Annotated in this window: 18 protein-coding genes and 2 tRNA genes; 12 read left to right on the top strand and 8 right to left on the bottom strand. The window is 57.6% G+C overall.

Features of this window, described 5'->3' with window-relative positions:
• Nucleotides 1-96 precede the first annotated feature (96 nt).
• From HYT31_02435 to radA, 12 genes are all read left to right on the top strand, one after another.
• On the top strand, nt 97-1,320 hold the full coding sequence (locus HYT31_02435; GenBank protein MBI2050638.1) for a methionine adenosyltransferase: 1,224 nt from the start codon (nt 97-99) through the stop codon (nt 1,318-1,320).
• A 1-nt stretch (nt 1,321) separates the two neighbouring features.
• Nucleotides 1,322-2,578 carry an adenosylhomocysteinase gene (locus tag HYT31_02430; GenBank protein ID MBI2050637.1) on the top strand — a complete coding sequence of 419 codons (1,257 nt, stop codon included), beginning with the start codon at nt 1,322-1,324 and terminating at the stop codon, nt 2,576-2,578.
• Nucleotides 2,579-2,654: 76 nt separating this feature from the next.
• Nucleotides 2,655-4,085, top strand: a complete 1,431-nt coding sequence (locus HYT31_02425) for a hypothetical protein (protein ID MBI2050636.1) — start codon at nt 2,655-2,657, stop codon at nt 4,083-4,085.
• Between the two features lie 4 nt (nt 4,086-4,089).
• Nucleotides 4,090-4,563 (top strand): PrgI family protein, encoded by a 474-nt coding sequence (locus tag HYT31_02420; protein ID MBI2050635.1) that lies wholly within the window; start codon nt 4,090-4,092, stop codon nt 4,561-4,563.
• A complete protein-coding gene (locus HYT31_02415; protein MBI2050634.1) occupies nt 4,550-5,230 on the top strand; it encodes a hypothetical protein in 681 nt (226 codons plus the stop codon). The genes HYT31_02420 and HYT31_02415 overlap by 14 nt, the downstream gene beginning before the upstream one ends.
• Before the next feature lie 7 nt (nt 5,231-5,237).
• A complete protein-coding gene (locus HYT31_02410) occupies nt 5,238-7,166 on the top strand; it encodes a DUF87 domain-containing protein (GenBank protein ID MBI2050633.1) in 1,929 nt (642 codons plus the stop codon).
• 9 nt (nt 7,167-7,175) lie between these two features.
• Complete coding sequence (locus tag HYT31_02405; protein MBI2050632.1) at nt 7,176-7,793, top strand: hypothetical protein; 618 nt, start codon at nt 7,176-7,178, stop codon at nt 7,791-7,793.
• A 12-nt stretch (nt 7,794-7,805) separates the two neighbouring features.
• Entirely contained in the window at nt 7,806-8,087 is a 282-nt protein-coding gene (locus HYT31_02400) for a hypothetical protein (protein MBI2050631.1), read from the top strand.
• Nucleotides 8,084-9,376, top strand: a complete 1,293-nt coding sequence (locus HYT31_02395; protein ID MBI2050630.1) for a hypothetical protein — start codon at nt 8,084-8,086, stop codon at nt 9,374-9,376. Before HYT31_02400 ends, HYT31_02395 begins: the two co-directional genes overlap by 4 nt.
• A 7-nt stretch (nt 9,377-9,383) precedes the next feature.
• A complete protein-coding gene (locus HYT31_02390; protein ID MBI2050629.1) occupies nt 9,384-10,631 on the top strand; it encodes a hypothetical protein in 1,248 nt (415 codons plus the stop codon).
• 2 nt (nt 10,632-10,633) lie between these two features.
• Complete coding sequence (locus HYT31_02385) at nt 10,634-11,275, top strand: thioredoxin domain-containing protein (GenBank protein ID MBI2050628.1); 642 nt, start codon at nt 10,634-10,636, stop codon at nt 11,273-11,275.
• On the top strand, nt 11,265-12,596 hold the full coding sequence (radA, locus tag HYT31_02380) for a DNA repair protein RadA (protein MBI2050627.1): 1,332 nt from the start codon (nt 11,265-11,267) through the stop codon (nt 12,594-12,596). Before HYT31_02385 ends, radA begins: the two co-directional genes overlap by 11 nt.
• A gap of 112 nt (nt 12,597-12,708) precedes the next feature.
• On the opposite strand, the gene HYT31_02375 is transcribed toward radA, so the two are convergent.
• The 8 genes from HYT31_02375 to HYT31_02340 all read right to left on the bottom strand — a co-directional run bounded on the left by HYT31_02375 (nt 12,709) and on the right by HYT31_02340 (nt 20,003).
• Nucleotides 12,709-13,083, bottom strand: a complete 375-nt coding sequence (locus HYT31_02375; protein ID MBI2050626.1) for a hypothetical protein — start codon at nt 13,081-13,083, stop codon at nt 12,709-12,711.
• A gap of 414 nt (nt 13,084-13,497) precedes the next feature.
• On the bottom strand, nt 13,498-15,561 hold the full coding sequence (recG, locus tag HYT31_02370) for an ATP-dependent DNA helicase RecG (protein ID MBI2050625.1): 2,064 nt from the start codon (nt 15,559-15,561) through the stop codon (nt 13,498-13,500).
• A gap of 26 nt (nt 15,562-15,587) precedes the next feature.
• A tRNA-Arg gene (locus HYT31_02365) sits at nt 15,588-15,662 on the bottom strand.
• A gap of 22 nt (nt 15,663-15,684) precedes the next feature.
• Nucleotides 15,685-16,164: a hypothetical protein gene (locus HYT31_02360; GenBank protein ID MBI2050624.1), complete on the bottom strand. Its 480-nt coding sequence runs from the start codon at nt 16,162-16,164 to the stop codon at nt 15,685-15,687.
• A gap of 3 nt (nt 16,165-16,167) precedes the next feature.
• Entirely contained in the window at nt 16,168-16,539 is a 372-nt protein-coding gene (locus tag HYT31_02355) for a hypothetical protein (GenBank protein ID MBI2050623.1), read from the bottom strand.
• A gap of 20 nt (nt 16,540-16,559) precedes the next feature.
• Nucleotides 16,560-16,651: transfer RNA gene (locus HYT31_02350), tRNA-Ser, on the bottom strand.
• A gap of 87 nt (nt 16,652-16,738) precedes the next feature.
• Nucleotides 16,739-17,551, bottom strand: coding sequence for a ComF family protein (locus HYT31_02345; GenBank protein MBI2050622.1), 813 nt, complete (start codon nt 17,549-17,551; stop codon nt 16,739-16,741).
• Nucleotides 17,511-20,003 (bottom strand): ATP-dependent Clp protease ATP-binding subunit, encoded by a 2,493-nt coding sequence (locus HYT31_02340; protein MBI2050621.1) that lies wholly within the window; start codon nt 20,001-20,003, stop codon nt 17,511-17,513. The genes HYT31_02345 and HYT31_02340 overlap by 41 nt, the downstream gene beginning before the upstream one ends.
• Nucleotides 20,004-20,036: the final 33 nt, after the last annotated feature.

Here is a 20,036-nt window from a genome sequence, read left to right as displayed (position 1 = left end):
CGATAGGGAGTATGTATGCACAATACGCTCCCGCGCGGCAATAAGATTGCTTCGTCGCCATGAGTACATGACTCCTCGCAATGACACGCTAAAATTATGCAATATCTAGACCAAGAACACGCCTTTCTCACCTCCGAATCAGTCACCGAGGGGCACCCCGATAAAATGGCGGACCAGATATCGGACGCGGTTTTGGATGAGGCCCTGCGGCAGGACGAGGAATCCCGCGTTGCCGTGGAAACGCTCCTCACGAACGGGCTCGTGTTTGTTGCGGGCGAGGTGCGCACTAGGGGGTACATTGACGTGCCGCGGATTGTGCGCGGCGTCATCAAGAACATCGGATACACCAACTCCACCATGGGTTTTGACTGGGAAACCTGCGGGGTGACGGTTGCCATCCAGGAGCAGTCAGCAGACATTGCGGCCGGCGTGGACCCATCCGGTTCCCCCGCCTTTTCAAGGCGGGGGTCAGGGGGCGGTTCATCAAAAAAAGAAGATCTCACCAAGCTCGGGGCCGGGGACCAGGGACTGATGTACGGGTACGCGACCACGGAAACGCGGGAGCTTATGCCGCTTCCCATCACTTTGGCGCACAAGCTCGTCCGCCGGCTCGCCCAGGTGCGCAAGAACGGAACCTTGAAGTACTTGCGGCCGGATGGCAAAGCCCAGGTGACGCTTGAATACCGCGGCGGCCGCGCCGTGCACCTCAAGAATGTGGTTGTGTCGTGCCAGCATAATCCGGACGTAACGCACGCGAAGATTGAGCGCGATGTCATACGAAACGTTTTGAAGCCCATATTGCCCAAAAAATTGTTTGACAAGAAGACGAAAATTTATGTGAATGCGACCGGCAGGTTTGTCTCGGGAGGGCCCCAGGCGGATACAGGCCTCACGGGGCGCAAGATTATTGTGGACACCTATGGCGGCGTAGGGTCGCATGGCGGGGGATGCTTTTCCGGCAAAGACCCGTCCAAAGTTGACCGATCCGGCTCATACGCGGCGCGTTGGGTAGCTGTGAACCTCGTCAAAGCAGGTCTAGCCTCCCAGGTGGAAGTGCAGGTTGCGTACGTGATCGGCGTTTCCGAACCTTTGAGCGTCAACGTGAATTCGTATGGAACCGGCGTGGTTTCAGACGACGAGCTTGCGCGAGCCATCAAAAAAGTGTTTGACCTTCGGCCGGGCATGATCATCAAACACCTTGATTTGCGCAGGCCAATCTACGGCTCAACCGCCTCATACGGCCACTTCGGCCGCCTGGATTTGAATCTGCCCTGGGAGCGCGCCAGCCGCGTTGCCGAACTTAAGCGCGCGGTGAGATAGCATGAAGTACGATATTGCAAATATCAGGCTTGCCGAGGAAGGCAGGCGGAAAATTGAGTGGGCGGCGAGGGAAATGGGCGTGCTCGCAAAGATAGAGGAGCGCTTCAAGCGCTCCAAGCCTTTTCGCGGCGTCCGCATTGCCGCGTGTTTGCATGTTTCAACCGAAACCGCGCGCCTGATGCAGGTTCTGAAAGCGGGCGGCGCGTCTGTGGTATTGTGCGCATCCAATCCGCTCTCAACCAAAGACGACGTGGCTGCCTCGCTCGTCAAGCACGACAAAATCTCGGTGTTCGCCCGCCACGGCGCATCGCGGCAGCAATTTTACAAGCACTTGCATGCCGCTGTTTCGTCAAAACCCCATATTACCATGGATGACGGGGCTGATCTCTTAACGCTTTTGCACACAAACTTCAAGAATCAGCTTGCGGTCATGTACGGCTCCACCGAGGAAACCACCACCGGCATCATCCGTTTAGCCGCCATGGAGGCGGCCGGTGAGTTGAAGCTTCCGGTCATCGCCGTGAATGACGCAGCCACCAAGCATTTGTTTGACAACAGGTATGGCACGGGCCAGAGCACGCTTGATGGCATCATCCGCGCAACCAATGTGCTCATTGCCGGGAAAACGCTTGTCATTGCGGGGTACGGGTGGTGCGGCAAGGGCGTTGCCATGCGCGCCCGCGGCATGGGAGCGCATGTGGTGGTAACGGAAATTGATCCGGTCCGCGCCCTGGAGGCGGTGATGGACGGCTTTAGTGTTGCGCCCATGCTTTCGGTTGCGCCAAAAGCAGACATCATTATCACTGTCACCGGCAATTGCGAGGTGGTGAGCCGCGAGGTCATCAAAAAACTCAAAGACCGGTGCATTATCGCAAACTCCGGGCACTTTGACGTTGAGATTGACGTTGAGTCCTTGAAAAAGATGGCCAAACGGTCGTACCGCTCCCGTGAGCATGTGCAGTCGTACGAACTGCCTGGCGGCAGAACCGTCAACCTGCTCACTGAAGGGCGGCTCGTGAATCTTGCGGCCGCGGAGGGCCACCCCTCAAGCGTCATGGACACGAGCTTCGCGGGCCAGGCCCTTTCGTGCGAGCACCTCGTCAAGAATCATAACACTCTGCCGCCGGGCGTGCACCGTCTGCCTGAAGAGCTGGACCGCACCATCGCATCCCTCAAGCTTACATCCCTTAAGGTCAGGCACGATACGCTCACCAGCCGTCAAAAACAGTATTTAGCATCCTGGAACCAGGGCACCTAATCCCCGCAAAAACCTCGGCATCAGCCGCCGAGTTTTTTGTTTGGAGAAATTTTGCTGTTTGTGGTATAATCCATGCATGCCAATTACGCACTACACAGGCAAAACATTGCTCCAACAGGATACCATCGGCCGCATTCAAAAGGAGGCCGAGGGACTGCTCGCAAACAAGGATGTTGCCGGAGCATACACCGCAATCCAGCACATAAAACAAGAGCTTTCCGTCCTGCCGAAAGAGGAGGTTGCCCCGGCCTTGGCCGCGTACCGCTCAATCACGAGCCCCTTGAAAGCGCTCGCCCTTCCCGTGCTCTCCGAGGAGGACGTTTCGCACTTGCTCGCCAACAACCTTGAGTTTTTGGATACGAATTCCGAACGCCTTTTGGTGTCGGGGATGACGGCATGGCTTGCGGCCCAGCCTGATGAAGCCCAAGCAGAGCTTAAGAAAAAATTCCAATCCCAGATTGACCGGGACTCGCCGTTCGCTCCCAAGCTTTCCGCTCTCCTTGCGCCGGAACGCGCGCAAGCGCCTGCTCCGCCCGCGGGGTTCGTTGCGCGCGACGATGGGATGTTCGCCCAAACTGAACGAGAAGAGCTTGCGGCATCCGCCCAAAAGGCGCGCGCAATCAACCCCCAGAAGTCCGGGGAGGGCGAGGCCCTCTCAATCAGCCGCAGCTTATTCAGCCTTTCCGGGTCCGGCGGGAGCGAAGAGGCGTTCACCAAGCGCGCATCAGCGCTCGCGCGGTCCCGATTGAGGGACGTGCGCACCGCTGCTGAATTTGCTGATTATGCAGCGCGCCCGTTCGCGGCCGGGGGCTTGGGATTGTCAGGGGACGCGCTTCTCCAGGCCGAGCGCATAGTGGAAGAAGCCCATAATCGCAGCCACGGGGTCGCACGGCATGTCATTGCGAGCGAAGCGAAAGCGGAGCGAAGCAATCCTAACATCGCATTGAGGCGCGATAATACAATATCAGACAATCAACGCGACGATAAGATTGCCGCGGTCGCGAGTACGCTCCCTCGCAATGACAAGGATGCACCCCAGAAAGAGTTGGACGCGCTCATACAGAAGGCCGCACCCGTCCCCGTCCCCACTCAAGCGTCAGCGCGGCGTGTTGTCCCGGGAACCAAACCCCGTTTGGACGACGTTACTCCCGGCCAGGGACCTGGCCGCGGTACTCCGGCGGCGCTCCCGCGCACCATGGGGCTTTCGGATGAGCTTGGAACCATTACGCTTTCCGACTTCCGGGCGTTCGGGGATGCGGGCAGGGCAAAACAGGTCGTCCTGGGCAAAATCGCAACCCTGGAAGGCGAGTCAATAGGCGAGAAGGTTGCGGGCATCCGAACGCTGCGGGCAAGCCCGCTCTTTGCGAGCTACCTGCGCCTCGGCGACAGCGCGCTCTCATCCGGCAAGAAGCTCGCGGTACTGCTCGGGGATCCTGCGGCAAATCCCAACCAGATGACTGAAGACGAATTCTTTACCATTGCCGACCTCGCGCGCACGCTGCGCTAACTCTATGGCGCCCCAATTCGTGGTACCCCAATTCATAGACGTGGAAGACAAGATCATCGGGCCCATCACCACCCGGCAGTTCATTATCGGCATTGTTGCCATACTCTTGGTGTTTGCCGCGTACAAGCTCGCTGATACTGCCTTGTTCGCGCTTGAAGCCGTTCTCATCCTTGGGGCGTATGCCCTCATTGCATTCATCAAGATCAACGGCCAGCCTTTTTACCGGTTTGCGCTCTCAATCGTGCGGTCAGCGGTCCGTTCGCAGCTCCGCGTATGGTCAAAGCAGTACGTTGCTCCGGCGCGCCCCAAAGAACAGGGCGCACTAGGGGAAGTTGAAGCGCTTCCCGCGTACAAGCCGCGGATGCGTTCCAGGGCGCTTTCTGAACTTACGCTCCTGGTTGACACCGGGGGAAAATACCGGCCCGAGGAAATCCTGGCGCAATCCCGCGAGAACCAAAATAAACATGCCAAAGAGTAAGCTTGCAAAAAAGAAAACCAGCGCGTCCACCCAGAGCTACCTGGACATCGCGGAAATCCGGGACGACACCGTCATCCTTAAAGATGGCAGCGTGCGCCGCGTGCTGCTCGCCTCATCAATCAATTTCGCCTTAAAGAGCGAGGATGAGCAGAACGCCATTTTGCAGGGATATATTTCGCTTTTGAATTCCCTTGATTTCAGCTTGCAGATCGTGGTGCAGTCGCGGCAGCTCAACATAGACGGGTACCTCTCTGATTTGGAGCAGCGCGCCAACGGCGAGGCCAATGATTTGCTGCGAACCCAGATACGGGAGTACCACGCCTTCATCACGGAGCTCGTGACGTTGGGCGACATCATGGGAAAGCGGTTCTACGCGGTGGTGCCGTACGCGCCTGGCAAGGATGCCAAAAAAGGTTTTTTCAGCCAGCTCGGGACCGCGTTTTCTCCAAGCGCCATCATCAAGCTCTCGGACAAGCTGTTCGCCCGGTACCGGGAAAAACTTGAAAGCAGGGTGAATGTCGTGGTCAACGGCCTCGCGAACATCGGCATTACCGCCCTTCCGCTCGGGACCCAGAGCCTGATTGAGCTCTACTACGGTTCATACAACCCCGAGCTTTCGCAGATACAGAAGCTTCCCCAGGAAGAAGATTTAAAGATTGATGAATAACCGCGCTATGTTTGACCCCGCGCCATCACAACCCCAAGCCCTGCCGCAGCCCCGTACGGCGGCTCCCTACGAGCCCCAGACCGAGTCCGAGCTCATTGCGAGCGAAAAAACGCTCGCCGAGGGGGAGATAAAAATCCGGGACATCATTGCTCCGGCATCCATGCGCGTTGTTCCCGACCACCTGGAGCTGAACGGGCTTTTCGTGCGCACGCTCTTTGTGGCCACGTTTCCGCGGTACATCAACGTGGGGTGGTTTTCGCCGGTCATCAACCTCTCGGCAACTATGGACATTGCCCTGTTCTTCTATCCGGTTTCAAGCGACATTATCTTAAACCAGCTCAAAAAGAAGGTGGGAAACCTGGAGGCCCAGCTCATTGAAGACAAGGAAAAGGGCGCGCCCCGCGATCCCTTGCGCGAGACCGCCCTGCGGGACATTGAACAGCTTAGGGATGCCATTACTCAAGGGGTTGAGCATTTTTTCCAGCACGCGGTGTACGTCACGCTGTACGCGCATGACCAAAAAGAGCTCAATGCGCTCACCGAGAAAGTGGAGCTTTTGTTCGGCTCAAAGCTGATAGCCACGCGCCGGAGCCTGTGGCAGGCCGAGCAGGGTTTCAACTCAACCCTGCCGCTCGCGAACGACGAGCTCGGCGTGTCCGCGAACCTGAACACGAGCCCTGCCGCTTCGTCGTTCCCGTTTGTTTCAAGCGACCTTACGAGCGATTCCGGCATTTTGTACGGCATCAACCGGCACAACAACTCTTTGATCCTGTTTGACCGATTCAGCCTTCCGAACGCGAACTCCGTGGTGTTTGCCACAAGCGGCGCCGGCAAGAGCTATGCCGTAAAGCTGGAGGTGCTGCGGAGCATGATGATGGGCACGGACGTGATCATCATTGACCCGGAGCGCGAGTACGAACACCTGTCAGAGGCCGTGGGAGGCACGTACGTGAACATTTCCCTTTCATCTGAAGCGAAAATCAACCCGTTTGACCTGCCGCGGGCAATCGCGGACGCGACCTCCACCTCGGACATCATCCGCTCCGGCGTGATTGCCTTGAAAGGGCTGGTGCGCCTCATGCTTGGCGAGCTTTCCAATGCCGAAGACTCAATTGTGGACCGCGCTTTGCTTGAGACCTACGCCAAAAAGGACATTACGCCGGCGAGCGACCTGGGGAGCATTGCGCAAGCGCCCCTGATGCAGGATTTTAGCGAAGTGCTTTCGGGCATGGAGGGCGGGCAGGGGCTTTCCGAGCGCCTCAAGAAGTATACCGAGGGCACGTTTGCGGGATTGCTCAACAACCCCACAAACGTGGATATGTCCAATCAGCTCGTCGTATTCTCGGTGCGGGACTTGGAGGATGAACTGCGGCCCATGGCCGTGTACACTATTGTGAACTACATTTGGAACGTGGTGCGCTCGTCCCTCAAAAAGCGGATCCTGGTGATTGATGAGGCCTGGTGGCTCATGCAGCACGATGACAGCGCAAAATTCATCTTTGCCCTGGTCAAGCGCGCCCGCAAGTACTTCCTCGGGGTCACGACCATCACCCAGGACGTGAATGACTTTTTGGGCAGCCCCTACGGCCAGGCCATTGTCACGAACTCGGCCCTGCAGCTCCTGTTGCGCCAGTCGCCCGCGTCCATAGACAACGTGGTCAAGACGTTCCTGCTCACCGAGGGCGAGAAGTATCTGCTCCTTGAGGGCAGCGTGGGGGAAGGGATCTTTTTTGCGGGCAACAAGCACGCGGCCATCAAGGTGATTGCTTCGTACACCGAAGATCAGATCATCACGAGCGACCCCAGGCAGCTCTTGGAGATTGAGCAGTCCAAAAAAGAGTTTGCCCGCCAAAATGCGGCAAGTGCAGCGCCCGAGGTACCCGGCCAAGCTGCTCCCCCGGAGCCGCAAGCCGCACATCCGACAATTCCGCAGTAATTTACGCATATGTCGCCACGAACAAAAATCAGTATCATCATTGCGAGCGCCCTGGTACTTTTTGGAATCCTTATTTCGGTGCTGTTTGATGTGTTCCCGGGCCGCGAGGAGCCCCTGGCGCCCGAGGAGGAGAGGGTGGCGCTGCCGGATCGGGGCGAGGGTTTGCCTGAGGGTGCGGTGTTTGATGCCGCGAATGCGGACGAATTTGCGGCTATGTACCCGAGTGCGGCCGCTGCCGCATCAGTGGGAACGCTTGAGCGCGAAGCCGAAAGCCTTGCTGTATTTTTTCTTGAGCGGTTCGGCACCTACTCGTCTGATTCCGGAAATGCGCGTTTTACGGACCTGGCCGGCTTTATGACCGCACCACTCGTGCAGGAATTGGAATCGTACGCAGTACAGAACCCGGTGCGGGAAGGTTTTTACTCTATCACTGCGGAGCTTGGGAGCATTGAAACCGAGGAGTTTGCCCCGGAGCGGAGAGCGGCGCGGTTTCGCGCGGTGCTCAACCGGACCGAGGTTTCGGGCGGCGCCATTGAAACGTACCAGCAGGAAGCGGTGATTGATCTCTCCCAGTCCGGGAGCTCCGAGTGGCTGGTTTCGGGCGTGGCATGGGGCGAAAGGATTTAAAACAGCGCGCATATGGCCGTATCCGCACAAGAACCGAATGATCCGCTCGCGGAGTATGATGATGTTCCGGGCGGCGCGGGCCAAGAGAGCCGCATTTCGCAGATGTACAGCGCCCTGCGCGCCAGGGCCCGCGAAGCCGCAGCTGATAAAGCAAAAAAAGCCGGAGCCCAAGCAGTAAAAAGATTAGCCATTAAAGCCATTCTGCCCTACCTCCTCCCCATTCTCGGAATCATCGGTTTACTGCTCCTGATTGCGGGGTTCGGCCTCTACCTTACCACCATGTTTCCCATATGAAATCACGAATACTCATTATTGCACTGCTCCTTTCTGCCGCGTCCGCAGTTGCCGTTCCTGCGTCCGCACAGGACCGGCTTCCCAATGAACGCGCGGGAGATGCGGCTCAAGGAGCAGAGGAGGTGCAGCAGGGCATTCCGGCTGTGCTCCAGGTTCCGCTCCCGTTTGTTCCGGAGAATCCGGATTTGTCGCAGTATATCGCGGGCGTATACCGTTTGCTCATCGGACTGGCCGCGGTGTTTGCGGTGGTCATGCTCATCATTGCGGGCTACCAGTGGATCATGTCCGGCGGCGGGTCCGACAAGATCAGCTCCGCCAAAAAGCGCATCTTTGGCGCGGCCATCGGGCTCATGCTCGCATTGCTTTCGTACGTGTTCCTGAACGCCATCACCCCGCGCTTGGTGGCGTTGCGCCTGCCGGACGTTTCGCCGGTAACTCCCCTTTTTTCAAATATCGGTGGTCGGCTATGCAATACACAGGAAGTTGAGGACCTTATTGTTAAAGAATTTGGAGCGGAGTACACCACCGACGCAGGCGCGGGTTTACTGGCGGAGCTCGCCCCAGATGGGCGTGTGGTGGCTGGTAAAAGTTTGATACCATTCAGCGAAGCCGACGATAAGACAGTATGTGGCAGGGATTACAAAATTGGCGAATTGAGGAGTGAACAAGCGATCTGCGGAGGCGTTGCATGTGTAGATGATAGCGGAGAATCATTACCGGAGAGTTGCATCAATCGCCAGTGTCGGCCCGTGTATCTGCAGGGTAATATCAGCTGGTCGCTTTTTACCAATACTTATGCGGACAAGATTACAGTTTATAGTGTTTGCAACGAAACAGATTATTTGGCGTTCCAAGGGTATCTAAGAGAGATAGACAGCAAAGAAGTGACGCGTTCCAGAGCGTATAGTTTTTCAAGTGAGAAATTCGTACTTGCCGATCCGTACACCGCAAGCAGAGGGAGAGATAAATTACTAGACGCGTTTACCAAGAGATACTGCAGCGGCGGGAGCGGCGGTTTGAAAGGTTTTGTATTGGAGATTGAAGTAAACGACAGTTCAAGCCTGGGTCCGACTCTTGATGATAATTTTGCGCTCGGAAAGAGCAGCTCCGGCGCTAATAAGTGCAACGGATTCCCGCTATACCTCCAAGACGGCGCAGTTAGGAAGTATGATTTTGATGATATTGATTGGTCCGGAGTTTCTGGGGCCCAATTATTCCAGCCCGAAGATTTTGCCAATGGTACTGTTTGTGATTTGGAGATTGATTCCAGTAAGTTTCCCTTAAATTAGGTATAGTATGTCCGACCGCGTAAAACTCATCCTCAAAATAACGGGCTTTATTCTCATCGTCATCCTGCTCGGATGGGGGATTTGGGTTCTCTTTTTCCGAAGCCCGGGTACCTCGGTGGTGCCGGGGCGTGTTGTCAGTCCCGCACCCGGCCAGTTGCCGGACGTTGGCACGGGCCCGGGCGGGCGCGTGGTTGATACCACCTTGGATCAGCGCAATCTGGCTCCGGAGTCTGAACCAGAGCCGCAAGAACCGGATGTGGTGGCAGCGGGCGGCAGGACCGTGGTTTCATCAATCACGCCGTCACGCGCTGATTTTAATACGCTCTCGCAGAGCGGATCGCTCAACTACTATGACGGCCGGGATGAGCGGTTCTACCGCATCAATCCGGCTGGCGGGGATCCTGTTCCGCTCTCGGACCGCGTGTTCCGTTCGGTTTCGGATGTTGTGTGGTCAAACTCCGGCAGTTCCGCGGTATTGGAGTTTCCGGACGGATCAAATATCTTCTATGATTTTGAGCGCAACATCCAGGCAACCCTGCCTCCGGAAGCCCAGGAGTTCAGCTTTAGCCCGAACGACAGCCAGCTTGCGTACGAGTACATCGGCGAGTCCGAGAGCGATAGGTGGATTGTCACGTCAAGCCCTTCGGGCGAGGGCCAGGAGCTCGTGCAGGCTTTGGGCACGCAGTCGCGCAACGTGAGCGTGAACTGGTCGCCCACCAATCAAATCATCGCAACGTTCCGGGAGCCGACATCAAGCGAAGGCGAGGAAGTGTTTTTTATCGGCTTGAATGATGAAAATTTTTTGTCGTTGCAGACCAATGGCATCGGCTTTCTCGGCGCATGGTCGCCGGAAGGCAAGCAGATGCTCTACAGCGTGTACTCCGAAGGAACGAACTACAACCCCATGCTCCACATCACAGGGGCCCTTGGGGACAACATCGGCTTGGGCAACCGCTCCTTGCGCGTGCAAACCTGGCCGGACAAGTGCGCGTTCGCAAGCGAGGAGGTTGTGTACTGCGCGGTGCCGCAGTTTTTGAGCGAGGGATCGGGCATTTTCCGGGAGCAGGCGTTCGGCGCTCCGGACACCATATACAAAATTGATTTGATAAACAATTCAGCCGCGCCAATTGCGTTTCCGGAGAGCGAGGGAGGCAGTTCATTCACCGTAGAAACCATGTCAATTTCAAAGGATGGCGGAGAGCTCTACTTTACGGACCGGGTGTCGGGCCGGATTCACAAGCTGCGGCTGCGGTAACTATGGGGCAGAGCCGCGTCATTGCGAGCATCTTGGGCGCAGGGCTTGTCGTGATGCTTTTGTTCAGCGTTGACCTATGGCGCAACCGCAGTGCGGAAAAGGCGCAATTTGATTTTACCGGCGCAACGCGCCCCACAGAATATCGCGAAAGCCCGGCAAGAGGAGCGGCCAATCCGGCCGCAGTTATGTATGAGTACGCTGATTTCAGCTGCACGCACTGCGCGGATTTCCAGGCCGTGCTTTCGCGCATCCTTGCCAAATATCCGAACGAGGCCCGGATCGTGTGGAAAGATTTTCCGTTCCTCTCGCAATCGTCAAAGGACGCGGCAGTTGCGGCGCGGTGCGCCGCGCAACAGGGTAAGTTCTGGGAGTACCAGAATTGGCTTTTTGCGAACCAGGGTGATTTTTCGCCTTCCGCGCTTTTGGAGGGCGCGGCCCGCTTAGGGCTTGATGAAGCCCGCTTTACGGAATGCCGCTCGGATGATACCATACCTGCCTTAGTTGAACGCGATTTCGCCGAAGGCCGGGCATTGGGAATTACCGAAACCCCGACCCTGGTGATCGGGGGAGTCGCATTAGTCGGGGCGCAACCCTTTGAGGAGGTGGAACGGGTGTTGATGCCTTTCCTCTCCAATGGAAACTAAACTATATATATGCTCGCACTGCGATTCCCAGTACCCCAAGTGGCAGGGACAATGTGATGAGTGCGGCAAGTGGGGCACTGTCCAAGAGGCTTCCGGGGGAGCGGGATCCGCTGATCGCGCGGCAGTTACGTCAATTGACGCAACCCGCGCGGTAGCCCGTTTTTCAACGGGCATGCATGAGGTGGATATGGTGCTCGGCGGGGGTTTGGTCGCGGGCAGCCTCATCCTCCTCGCCGGGGACCCAGGGATAGGCAAATCAACGCTCGTCTTGCAGGCCATTGCCGGGTTTGCCCGCCACCACAAGGGCGGCGTTTTGTACGTGGCCGGCGAAGAGTCGCCCGAGCAGATAGGGATGCGCATATCGCGCCTAGGGGTCAGCGCAGAGCGAATTCAATTTGTCACGGACACGCGCACCAGAGCGGCCATTGCGGCAATCAAGAAGTACAAACCTGCGCTTGTTATCATAGATTCAATCCAGACCACCGTTGACCAATCAATCGCTTCAGAACCAGGCAGCGTTACCCAGCTTCGCGCGAGCGCCGCGCAATTTTTACAGTGCGCCAAACAGACTGCTATCCCCATCATCCTTATTGGCCACGTCACCAAAGCGGGCGCCCTTGCCGGGCCCCAGCTGCTCGCGCACATGGTGGACGTGGTGCTGTATCTGGAAGGGGACAGGCTGCACGAGTACCGGCTGCTGCGCTCCACCAAGAACCGCTTCGGCCCCACCAACCAGGTAGGCGTGTTCAGCATGACGGACAAAGGGTTTATTGAAGTCAAAAATCCTTCGCAGCTGTTTTTAGAGGGCGGCGGAGGCAGCAAGCCCGGGTCAGTGGTGAGCGTGATCATGGAGGGAACCCGGCCGTTTTTGATAGAGATCCAGGCGCTCACCAACAAAACCTCCTACGGATACCCCAAGCGCGCGGCAAGCGGGTTTGATGTGTCGCGCCTGGAACTTTTGCTCGCGGTACTGCAGCGCCGAGCCGACTTGAAGCTGGATAACCAGGATGTATTCTTGAACGTGGTCGGCGGCTTGCGCGTCAAAGACCCATCTCTTGATTTGGCGGCAAGCCTTGCCATCGCATCATCCCTCTCAAACCAGGCCATGCCGGAAAAGTCAATCGCGCTCGGGGAGGTGGGGCTTTCCGGGGAAGTGCGGCCTGCGGCTCATCTTGAAACGCGCCTTGCCGAGGCTCGGCGGCTCGGCTTTACCTCATGTTTTGTGCCCGCGAGCGCGTCAACGCCTGATGGCGCAGGCATTCATCCGGTCCGCGATGTGCCGGAAGCGCTTCTCGCACTTGGCATACAAAAAAAGCGCTGAACTGCGCTTGAGGAAACATTCACTTTGATGTGAATGTTGGGAAATGGGGAGGCGGAGCAGGACAGTGTGAGCTGTGCCTGCATCCGCCTCATTTTTTGAACGCAGCGCGCTGCTAGACGTTGCCCGTGGGGACTGCGATCCTCGCGGGCTTCCCGTTGCTTGTGCTGCCCATCAAGAGCCGGACCCGCACCACGGGGTCCTTGATGTTGTCGCTCCCGATTGGGATCGGAGATCTGCCATCCCCGGCGAGAACGAAAACCACGGAGCGTTGCTTGACGACCCCTACGATGGTTACTGGGTGGTCAGCATTGATGAGTTCCGCGCGGACAGGACGCTTCAGCGGGACCATCATGGCATGCAGCTCCGGGTAGCGGTGATGCCCGCGGGCGCTTGCCAGGAAGTCGGTACGAGTCACGGACCGCATGATAGCTCCGGTTTTCAGATCTACCTGCAGCTGTTCTGCGGGGGCAGCTGCAGGAGAAGACATGTGAGTTGCCACTCTGGAACGATACAAGGCCATACTACTCTCTCCCCCCAATATCTCATGAGTAGCGGTTGACGGAACTTCTGCCGCCTCCCCGCGGCAGAAGTGTACGATAGATGGAGCGCCTCCGGCGCGCGTTGCCTCCTTATCTGCGCGCGAAGTTTAGGATATATCAAGGTTCAATATGAGTGTACAAAGTCATAGGGGTAGCCGGCCAGCACAACTCCAGGGGGAGCAGAAGCCGTACTGGCCGGAACCGTTCATATCCGCCTAAGCGTCTCATCCATTGGATTTTGGCCAAAGACGAAAGAGGGAGATGATGCGATTGCCCACTGCTGCGGGCCTACCCGCGCGTACGTGTTGGGATATCACTATAAAAACATGGTTTGGTTGATACGTCAAGAGTTGTCCATATTGTCATTCAAAATGCAGCTCCCGGGATTGGCGGAGAAGCTCTGCAGCAAGCAGGGGGTGGCGTTTAAGCGCGGGGTCGTCCGCAAGCAGTTTTTTGGCTGCCTCGCGGGTGCGCTCCAAAAGCCCGCTGTCCGCGAGCGTTGCGATTTTCAAATCAGTGAACCTGCCGGACTGCTCGGTGCCATAGCGCGTTCCCGGCCCGCGCAACTGGAGGTCAAGCTCCGCGATTTCAAACCCATCGCGGGCCTGCACAAACTTCTGCAGGCGCTTTTTTGTTTCCGGCGACTCCGAATCACTGAACAAAAAACAGTAGGACTGGCGCTCTCCCCTGCCCACCCTGCCGCGGAACTGGTGCAGCTGCGAGAGCCCGAACCTATCCGCGCCCTCAATCACCATAATGGAAGCATTGGGCACGTCAACGCCAACCTCAACCACTGCGGTTGCGACCAGCACGGAAAGCGCTCCGGATCTGAACGCATCCATGACCCGTTCTTTTTCCGCGCTTGCGAGTTTGCCGTGCAAGAGCCCGATGGGCGTATCTTTCAGAGCATTTTTGCGGAGCTTGCCGTATACATCGGTTGCGGACGCAACGCCGAGCGCGTCTGATTCTTCTATCAGCGGGCAGATGACAAACGCCTGCTCGCCGTTAGCGATGTGCTGTTTGATGAACTGGTATGCTTTTGGCCGATGCTCTTCATCAACAACGCGCGTGGCGATTGGTTTCCGTCCGACAGGCATGTGCCGGATGGTGGTGATGTCCAAGTCCCCGTACAAGGTCAGCGCAAGGGTGCGGGGGATGGGGGTTGCGGTCATGGACAACAAGTGCGGCACATCGCCGGCGGTCTTGTCTTTCAGCTGTTTTCGCTGCTCTACGCCGAAGCGGTGCTGTTCGTCTATGATCACCAGTCCGAGCGCGTTGAAAGAAACGTCTTTTTGGATGATGGCATGCGTGCCAATGGTTATGGCAACCAGGCCGTCTGAAATCATTTTTTTAATGCCAGTTTGGGTCGCGGCGCGGTCGGTTGAGAGCCGGTGGCGCTTATTGGTCAAAAGCGCAACCACGTGTTTCGGAAACAGCCTGGAAACAGTCTGGAAGTGCTGGAGCGCAAGAATTTCGGTTGGCGCCATGAGGCTGGTCTGGAAGCCCGAAGAAGCCGCGTTCAGCGCCGCAATGGCCGCAACAACGGTTTTGCCGCTGCCGACTTCGCCCTGAAGGAGCCGGTTCATTGGGGCGCCTTTTTCCATGTCCTGCAGGATTTTCCAGGCTGCTTTGCGCTGGTCGCGGGTGAGTTCAAACGGGAGCGAGGCGACCAGTTCCTTTGTCGCTTTCTCGTTGAAAGGAATTTTCGGGGCGCGCGCTTGGGCGAGTTCACTGCGGGAGCGTTCCGTCAAAAGCTGTATAATGAAAAGCTCTTCAAACGCGAGCCTCGTGCGGGCGGCAAGGTATGCGCCGGCATGTTCCGGCAGGTGGATGTTGATGATCGCCTCGCGCTTGCCAACCAGTTTTTCCTGTTCGCTGACAGCGTGCGGCAGAACATCCGGCATTTCTTTGGCCGCTTCCAGGGCCTGGCTCACCAAAAACCTGACTTGCTTTTGGGTTAAGCCCGCGGTCAGCGGGTAAATGGGCACGAGCCGGGATGTGTGCACCGCTGCTTTTTGGTTGTCAACCTTTTCAAACTGCGGATTTTTCATGACCCAGCCCGAAAAGTCAGCCTCAACGGTTCCGGCAATGGCGATTCGGTCGTTCTCCTTGATTGTTTGGGTGATGTAGGGAGAGTTGAACCACACGACTCTCAAGGTTCCGTTCCCGTCATCAATCTCGGCTTCGGTGATCTGCATCCGCAAGCGCTTCGTTTTTTTGCTCTCTATGCGCGCAACTGTCCCGTACAGCGTTCCCTGCGCGCCTTCAGAAAGCTCGGCCGTGGAAAGCCGCGCGCTGTAGTCCTCATAGCGCGTGGGGTAGTGCTGAAGCAAATCCAACACCGACCCAATGTCAAGCCGGGCGAGCCGGGTCGCGGTAACGGCTCCCACCCGCGTGAGAGAAGAGATGGGAGTTGAGAGGTGCACACTCATTGTATTCTTTGCGTGACCCGTGGTGCCCTCGGCAGGAATTGAACCTACATTGCAAGATCCGCAATCTTGCGTCCTATCCATTGAACGACGAGGGCGCGTCGTAGTCGCAAAAGGCAATTATAGTTTCAGCAACCGTATCAGCTGTTCGGAGAGCGGCTCGTCTTCGCGGAGAACGTCTTCGGGCAGGTGTACGAGCAGGATTGAACGGACTTTGAGCGGGTTTTTGTTTTGCAGCGGGATTGCGAGCCGCGGCCGGATGCCGCTCTTGAACTCAAAGAAAAGGGTCTTTGCCTCGCCGGGCTCATAGTACATCCAGAAGTTCTTGAACCGGTTATAGGAGTAGTGCGCAGCGCCTACATTGATGCCGTTTTCCGCGATTTCAAAGGTTACTTCCGGCGCGGCTTTGCGGTCGTGCGCGGCCATAATCAGGATGGCGAGGACCAGGATGATGGCAAACAGGAAATTCGCGGTGAGCACGGAGTAGAGGAGGAGGAGTGCGCTTGCGCCCGCGGCTACCATGTACCAGCGTTTGCCGCGCGCGTGCTCGCGGTACTCCGGGACGTTCCAGGATATTGTTTGTGTTTGTGTTTCTTGCATGGTTTAACGCGCTATGTTTGATGCGCGCGGGTCATTGGCCTGCGTGAGTTTTCGCAGGGCTGACATGATTTTTGCTTTTTCGCTTTTTGGTTTGAATTTTTCTATAATAGGCCAAAATTTTTCATCGCTCGCAGTGAGAATAAACGCGCGGTCTCCGTCTTCAAGCTGTTCCCATGCTTTTGCCACGCGCTCCGGCGTGAGCTGGCGGGTTTTGTCCTGTTGTTCCACATCATCCAGAAGGTCGTTGATTTCCTGCTCGCTAAGCACATCAGAAGTTTCGGCTGATTCTGGTTTCTCGTCCGAAAGCGCGCTTTGTTCTTTTTCAATTTCGTCCACGAGCGCATTAATTTCTTCGTCTGATGCTATTTCTGGCATATGATTAATTTATGAAATGCTGGCGGAGAGGCAGGGATTCGAACCCTGGGACCCCGGTAAAGGGGTCAACGCATTAGCAGTGCGCTCCATTCGGCCTCTCTGGCACCTCTCCGCGTGATAGCCGCACAGTAGTTTCCGTTTGGCTCTTCCTCTCTATTATGCACTATCACCATAGCTAAAAGCCACCGTTTTGTAAAGGCTACGCATGCACCGGATGGCCATAGGCGACAGTCAGCCCCCACACGGATGCGGCGCCCGCGTTTTTGAGGAGCCGGGCCGCTTCCTCCATGGTTCTGCCGGTGGTGATCACATCATCAACCACCACCACGTGCTTTCCCGCTGCGCGGCGGTACTCGCTTGCAACCAATGCAAATGCGCCCGCCATGTTCGTGCTCCGGTCAACCCCGGAAAGCTTGGCCTGGGCAGACGTCTTTTTTACGCGGGCGAGAAGTTTCCCCATGGCGCGGTTTGTGCCCGTTCCCGCAAGCTCGCGCGCCAGGAGTAGAGCCTGGTTGAACCCGCGCTCTTTTTCGCGCTTGGGGTGCAAGGGTATGGGCTGAAGAAGAACATCAACGCCCGCAAGGAGCGGAGGAGCGGCAGAGAGCCGGCGCAGGCCTTGCGCGGACATGCCGCTTTCAAGGGACTGTTTTGCTGCGGCTAGGGCCGCTCGGCGGGCTTTCACCAAAGAGCGCTCCACAAACCGAGCGAGATGCACGGTCACCTCGCTCACGCCGTTGTACTTCCACGCGTGGATCAGGGACTGGACCGTGGGGTGCGCGTACGGAATGCACGAAATCGCCCCGTCAAGCGCGTGCCGCGGCCTGCAGCCTGGGCACGCATTGCCGAACGGGGTTTTTGCTTCGCAGAACGGGCAGTGATTCGCAAGAATCGCCGGAATCCCATTCTCGCATGCAGTGCACAGCCACGCGCCCTCGGCCGCGCAGGCGAGGCAGGCGAGGGGGAACAGGAGATCAAGCAGACCAGCGAAAGATGAGCGTATCGTCTGATGCATCAATCACAATACTGCGCGGGCTTTTAGGCGTTGGCGCTTGCGCGAGCAGGAGGCGCGCGATTTCAGCCTCAATGCGGTCCTGGAAGTAGCGGCGTATGCCCCGCGCGCCGGTTTCGGCCTGGTACCCTTTGGCCACCACATGCCCAATGGCTTCACTATCCGCTTCCACGCGGACGCCCGCCCGGCCGAGCCGCTCGTTGAGCTTGCCCAGGTGCTGTGCCACGATGGCGCGGCACACCTCCCGCGTGAGCGGCTTAAAGATGATGGTTGCGTCTATGCGGTTCAAAAATTCGGGCCTGAACCGCTCTTTCAACTCTCCACGCACTTCAGCCTCGTCCACTTCAAGCGCCTGTTCCGAGTGGAATCCGAGCCGGGCCGCCTGGTTGAACGCTTCCTGGCCCGTGTTTGAGGTCATGATGATGATGCTGTTCCTGAAATTCACCGCCCTTCCGGTTGCGTCGCGCAGCTGGCCTTCCTCAAGGATTTGCAGCAGCATGTTCAGCACTTCGGGGTGCGCTTTTTCTATCTCGTCCAAGAGGATCACGGCGTGCCCTTGGGCGCGGACTTTGTCCGAGAACGCGTTTTGGTCCCGGTAGCCCACGTACCCGGCCGGAGAGCCGATGAGTTTTGAGATGCTGTAGGGCTCTGCGTACTCGGACATGTCCAGGCCGATCATGCGGCCGGATGAGCCGAAGAGCACGGCTGCAAGCTGGCGCGCGGTTTCGGTTTTGCCGACTCCGGTCGGGCCCATAAACAGGAGCGATGCGGCGGGGCGGTTCGGGTCCGAGACTCCGGTGCGCGAGCGGCGGATGAGGCTTGCGATTTTGGCGAGCGCCTCGTCCTGGCCCACAATCACTGTTCCCAGATCTTCCTCCAGGCGCTGGAGTTTTTCGCGCTCGTCCTCGGTAAGCAGACCGAGCGGGACGTGCGCGAGTGCGCTCACCACGCCTGCCACATGCTCGCGCGTAACGGTTATGCGCTCTCCGGACGACTCCCGCATAGCGGCAAGCAGCGCATGGTGCGCTCCTTGGGTCTCGGCTTCGCGGCGCTTGGCGTTGATTGCTTCGCTGTAGTCCTCCCGGGAAACGGCGGCTTTCTTGCGCTCCTGGATGTCCACAAGCTCGCGCTCCAATTGCCGGACTTTTTTCCAGGCCGCGTTTGCGGTCCGTTCAACTTTTACGCTTGAGGCGGCCTCATCCACGAGATCAATGGACTTATCGGGCTGCAGCCGGTCCGGCAGGAAGCGGTTGGAGAATTCAATGGCCGCGTCAATGGCATCAATGCTGATATCCACGTTGTGGTAGGTTTCGTAATTTTTTTTGATGCCCAAGAGCACCTCGCGCGTTTCGGCAAGGCTCGGCTCATCCACCGCAATGGGCGCGAGCCTGCGCTCCAGGGCGCTATCGCCCTGGATGTGCTTTTTGTACTCCTCAAGCGTGGTTGCGCCGATCACGGAGAGCGCGCCGCGCGCGAGCGCGGGCTTGAGCATATTCGCCGCGTCCAGGGAGCCCATTGCGGCGCCCGCGCCGATGACGGTGTGTATTTCATCAATGAAGAGTATGACGTTTTTGTCTTTTTCCGCAGTTTCAATGGCCTGCTTCAAGCGCGCCTCAAACTCGCCGCGGTACATGGTTCCCGCAACCATGGCCCCCAGGTCCAGGCTTATGATTTTTTTATTGGCGAGCACTGCGGGCACTTCGCCCTCGGCAATGCGTTTTGCCAAACCTTCCACAATGGCGGTTTTTCCCACGCCGGCTTCGCCCAGGAGCAGGGGGTTGTTCTTGTGGCGGCGGCACAAAATGTGCACGAGCCGCGTTATCTCGCGCTCGCGGCCAATGAGCGGGTCAATGTCTTTCTGCGCGCTCTGGCTCGTGAGTTCCCGCCCGAAGTACTCAAGCGCCGTGGGTTTGGCGCTCCCGACCGCCGGGGCTTCCCCCTCATCCCTGAACACGGCCGTGAGGTCCGGAAATTTTGCCGTGCTCTCCAGCACGATGCGGAGATTTTTTTCCAAGAGCGCCTTGCGCATGTTGCGCTCTAAAAGCCAAAGGTTTGCTTCCTTAAGGCCAAGTACTATGATGCTTGAGAGGAGATGCTCGGTGCCAATGTAGCGGTGCCCATGCTGGTGGCTGATTTGCACGGCTTTCACCAGGCTGCGGGTGACAGCATCGGGCAAAAGGTGCGTTTTGGTTGCGAGTGCCGCGCGTTCAACGGGCGCGCTATTTTTTTGGCCGCGGTACTCTAGGGAGCTCTCCAAAGAGGCCGCCGCACTTTGGCCGCTGTTCTCGCTTTGGCGTTTGAATGATTTGTTCAGGAGTTCTGCCGCAATGCTGCCTTTTTCCGCGGCGAGCGCGTCCAGGAGATGCACAACGGAAATTGGCTCGGTTGTTGCCGAGACTTTTGAGAGCACCTGCTTGAGATGCGTGGTGCACTTGGATGAAAAAAGGTTTTGCATGAGCGCTAACGTTACCAAAGAGCGGCCGCTGTT

The organism is Parcubacteria group bacterium, from assembly GCA_016181765.1.
Classification (GTDB): domain Bacteria; phylum Patescibacteriota; class Patescibacteriia; order UBA2169; family UBA2169; genus CG10-46-32.
This window is presented reverse-complemented; position numbering and strand designations above follow the sequence as displayed.

What these genes read in the sequence shown, in the direction of transcription:
- HYT31_02435 (MBI2050638.1), top strand. Translation starts at nt 97, where the DNA reads ATGCAATATCTAGACCAAGAACACGCCTTTCTCACCTCCGAATCAGTC.
- HYT31_02430 (MBI2050637.1), top strand. Translation starts at nt 1,322, where the DNA reads ATGAAGTACGATATTGCAAATATCAGGCTTGCCGAGGAAGGCAGGCGG.
- HYT31_02425 (MBI2050636.1), top strand. Translation starts at nt 2,655, where the DNA reads ATGCCAATTACGCACTACACAGGCAAAACATTGCTCCAACAGGATACC.
- HYT31_02420 (MBI2050635.1), top strand. Translation starts at nt 4,090, where the DNA reads ATGGCGCCCCAATTCGTGGTACCCCAATTCATAGACGTGGAAGACAAG.
- HYT31_02415 (MBI2050634.1), top strand. Translation starts at nt 4,550, where the DNA reads ATGCCAAAGAGTAAGCTTGCAAAAAAGAAAACCAGCGCGTCCACCCAG.
- HYT31_02410 (MBI2050633.1), top strand. Translation starts at nt 5,238, where the DNA reads ATGTTTGACCCCGCGCCATCACAACCCCAAGCCCTGCCGCAGCCCCGT.
- HYT31_02405 (MBI2050632.1), top strand. Translation starts at nt 7,176, where the DNA reads ATGTCGCCACGAACAAAAATCAGTATCATCATTGCGAGCGCCCTGGTA.
- HYT31_02400 (MBI2050631.1), top strand. Translation starts at nt 7,806, where the DNA reads ATGGCCGTATCCGCACAAGAACCGAATGATCCGCTCGCGGAGTATGAT.
- HYT31_02395 (MBI2050630.1), top strand. Translation starts at nt 8,084, where the DNA reads ATGAAATCACGAATACTCATTATTGCACTGCTCCTTTCTGCCGCGTCC.
- HYT31_02390 (MBI2050629.1), top strand. Translation starts at nt 9,384, where the DNA reads ATGTCCGACCGCGTAAAACTCATCCTCAAAATAACGGGCTTTATTCTC.
- HYT31_02385 (MBI2050628.1), top strand. Translation starts at nt 10,634, where the DNA reads ATGGGGCAGAGCCGCGTCATTGCGAGCATCTTGGGCGCAGGGCTTGTC.
- radA (MBI2050627.1), top strand. Translation starts at nt 11,265, where the DNA reads ATGGAAACTAAACTATATATATGCTCGCACTGCGATTCCCAGTACCCC.
- HYT31_02375 (MBI2050626.1), bottom strand. Translation starts at nt 13,083, where the DNA reads ATGTCTTCTCCTGCAGCTGCCCCCGCAGAACAGCTGCAGGTAGATCTG.
- HYT31_02360 (MBI2050624.1), bottom strand. Translation starts at nt 16,164, where the DNA reads ATGCAAGAAACACAAACACAAACAATATCCTGGAACGTCCCGGAGTAC.
- HYT31_02355 (MBI2050623.1), bottom strand. Translation starts at nt 16,539, where the DNA reads ATGCCAGAAATAGCATCAGACGAAGAAATTAATGCGCTCGTGGACGAA.
- HYT31_02345 (MBI2050622.1), bottom strand. Translation starts at nt 17,551, where the DNA reads ATGCATCAGACGATACGCTCATCTTTCGCTGGTCTGCTTGATCTCCTG.
- HYT31_02340 (MBI2050621.1), bottom strand. Translation starts at nt 20,003, where the DNA reads ATGCAAAACCTTTTTTCATCCAAGTGCACCACGCATCTCAAGCAGGTG.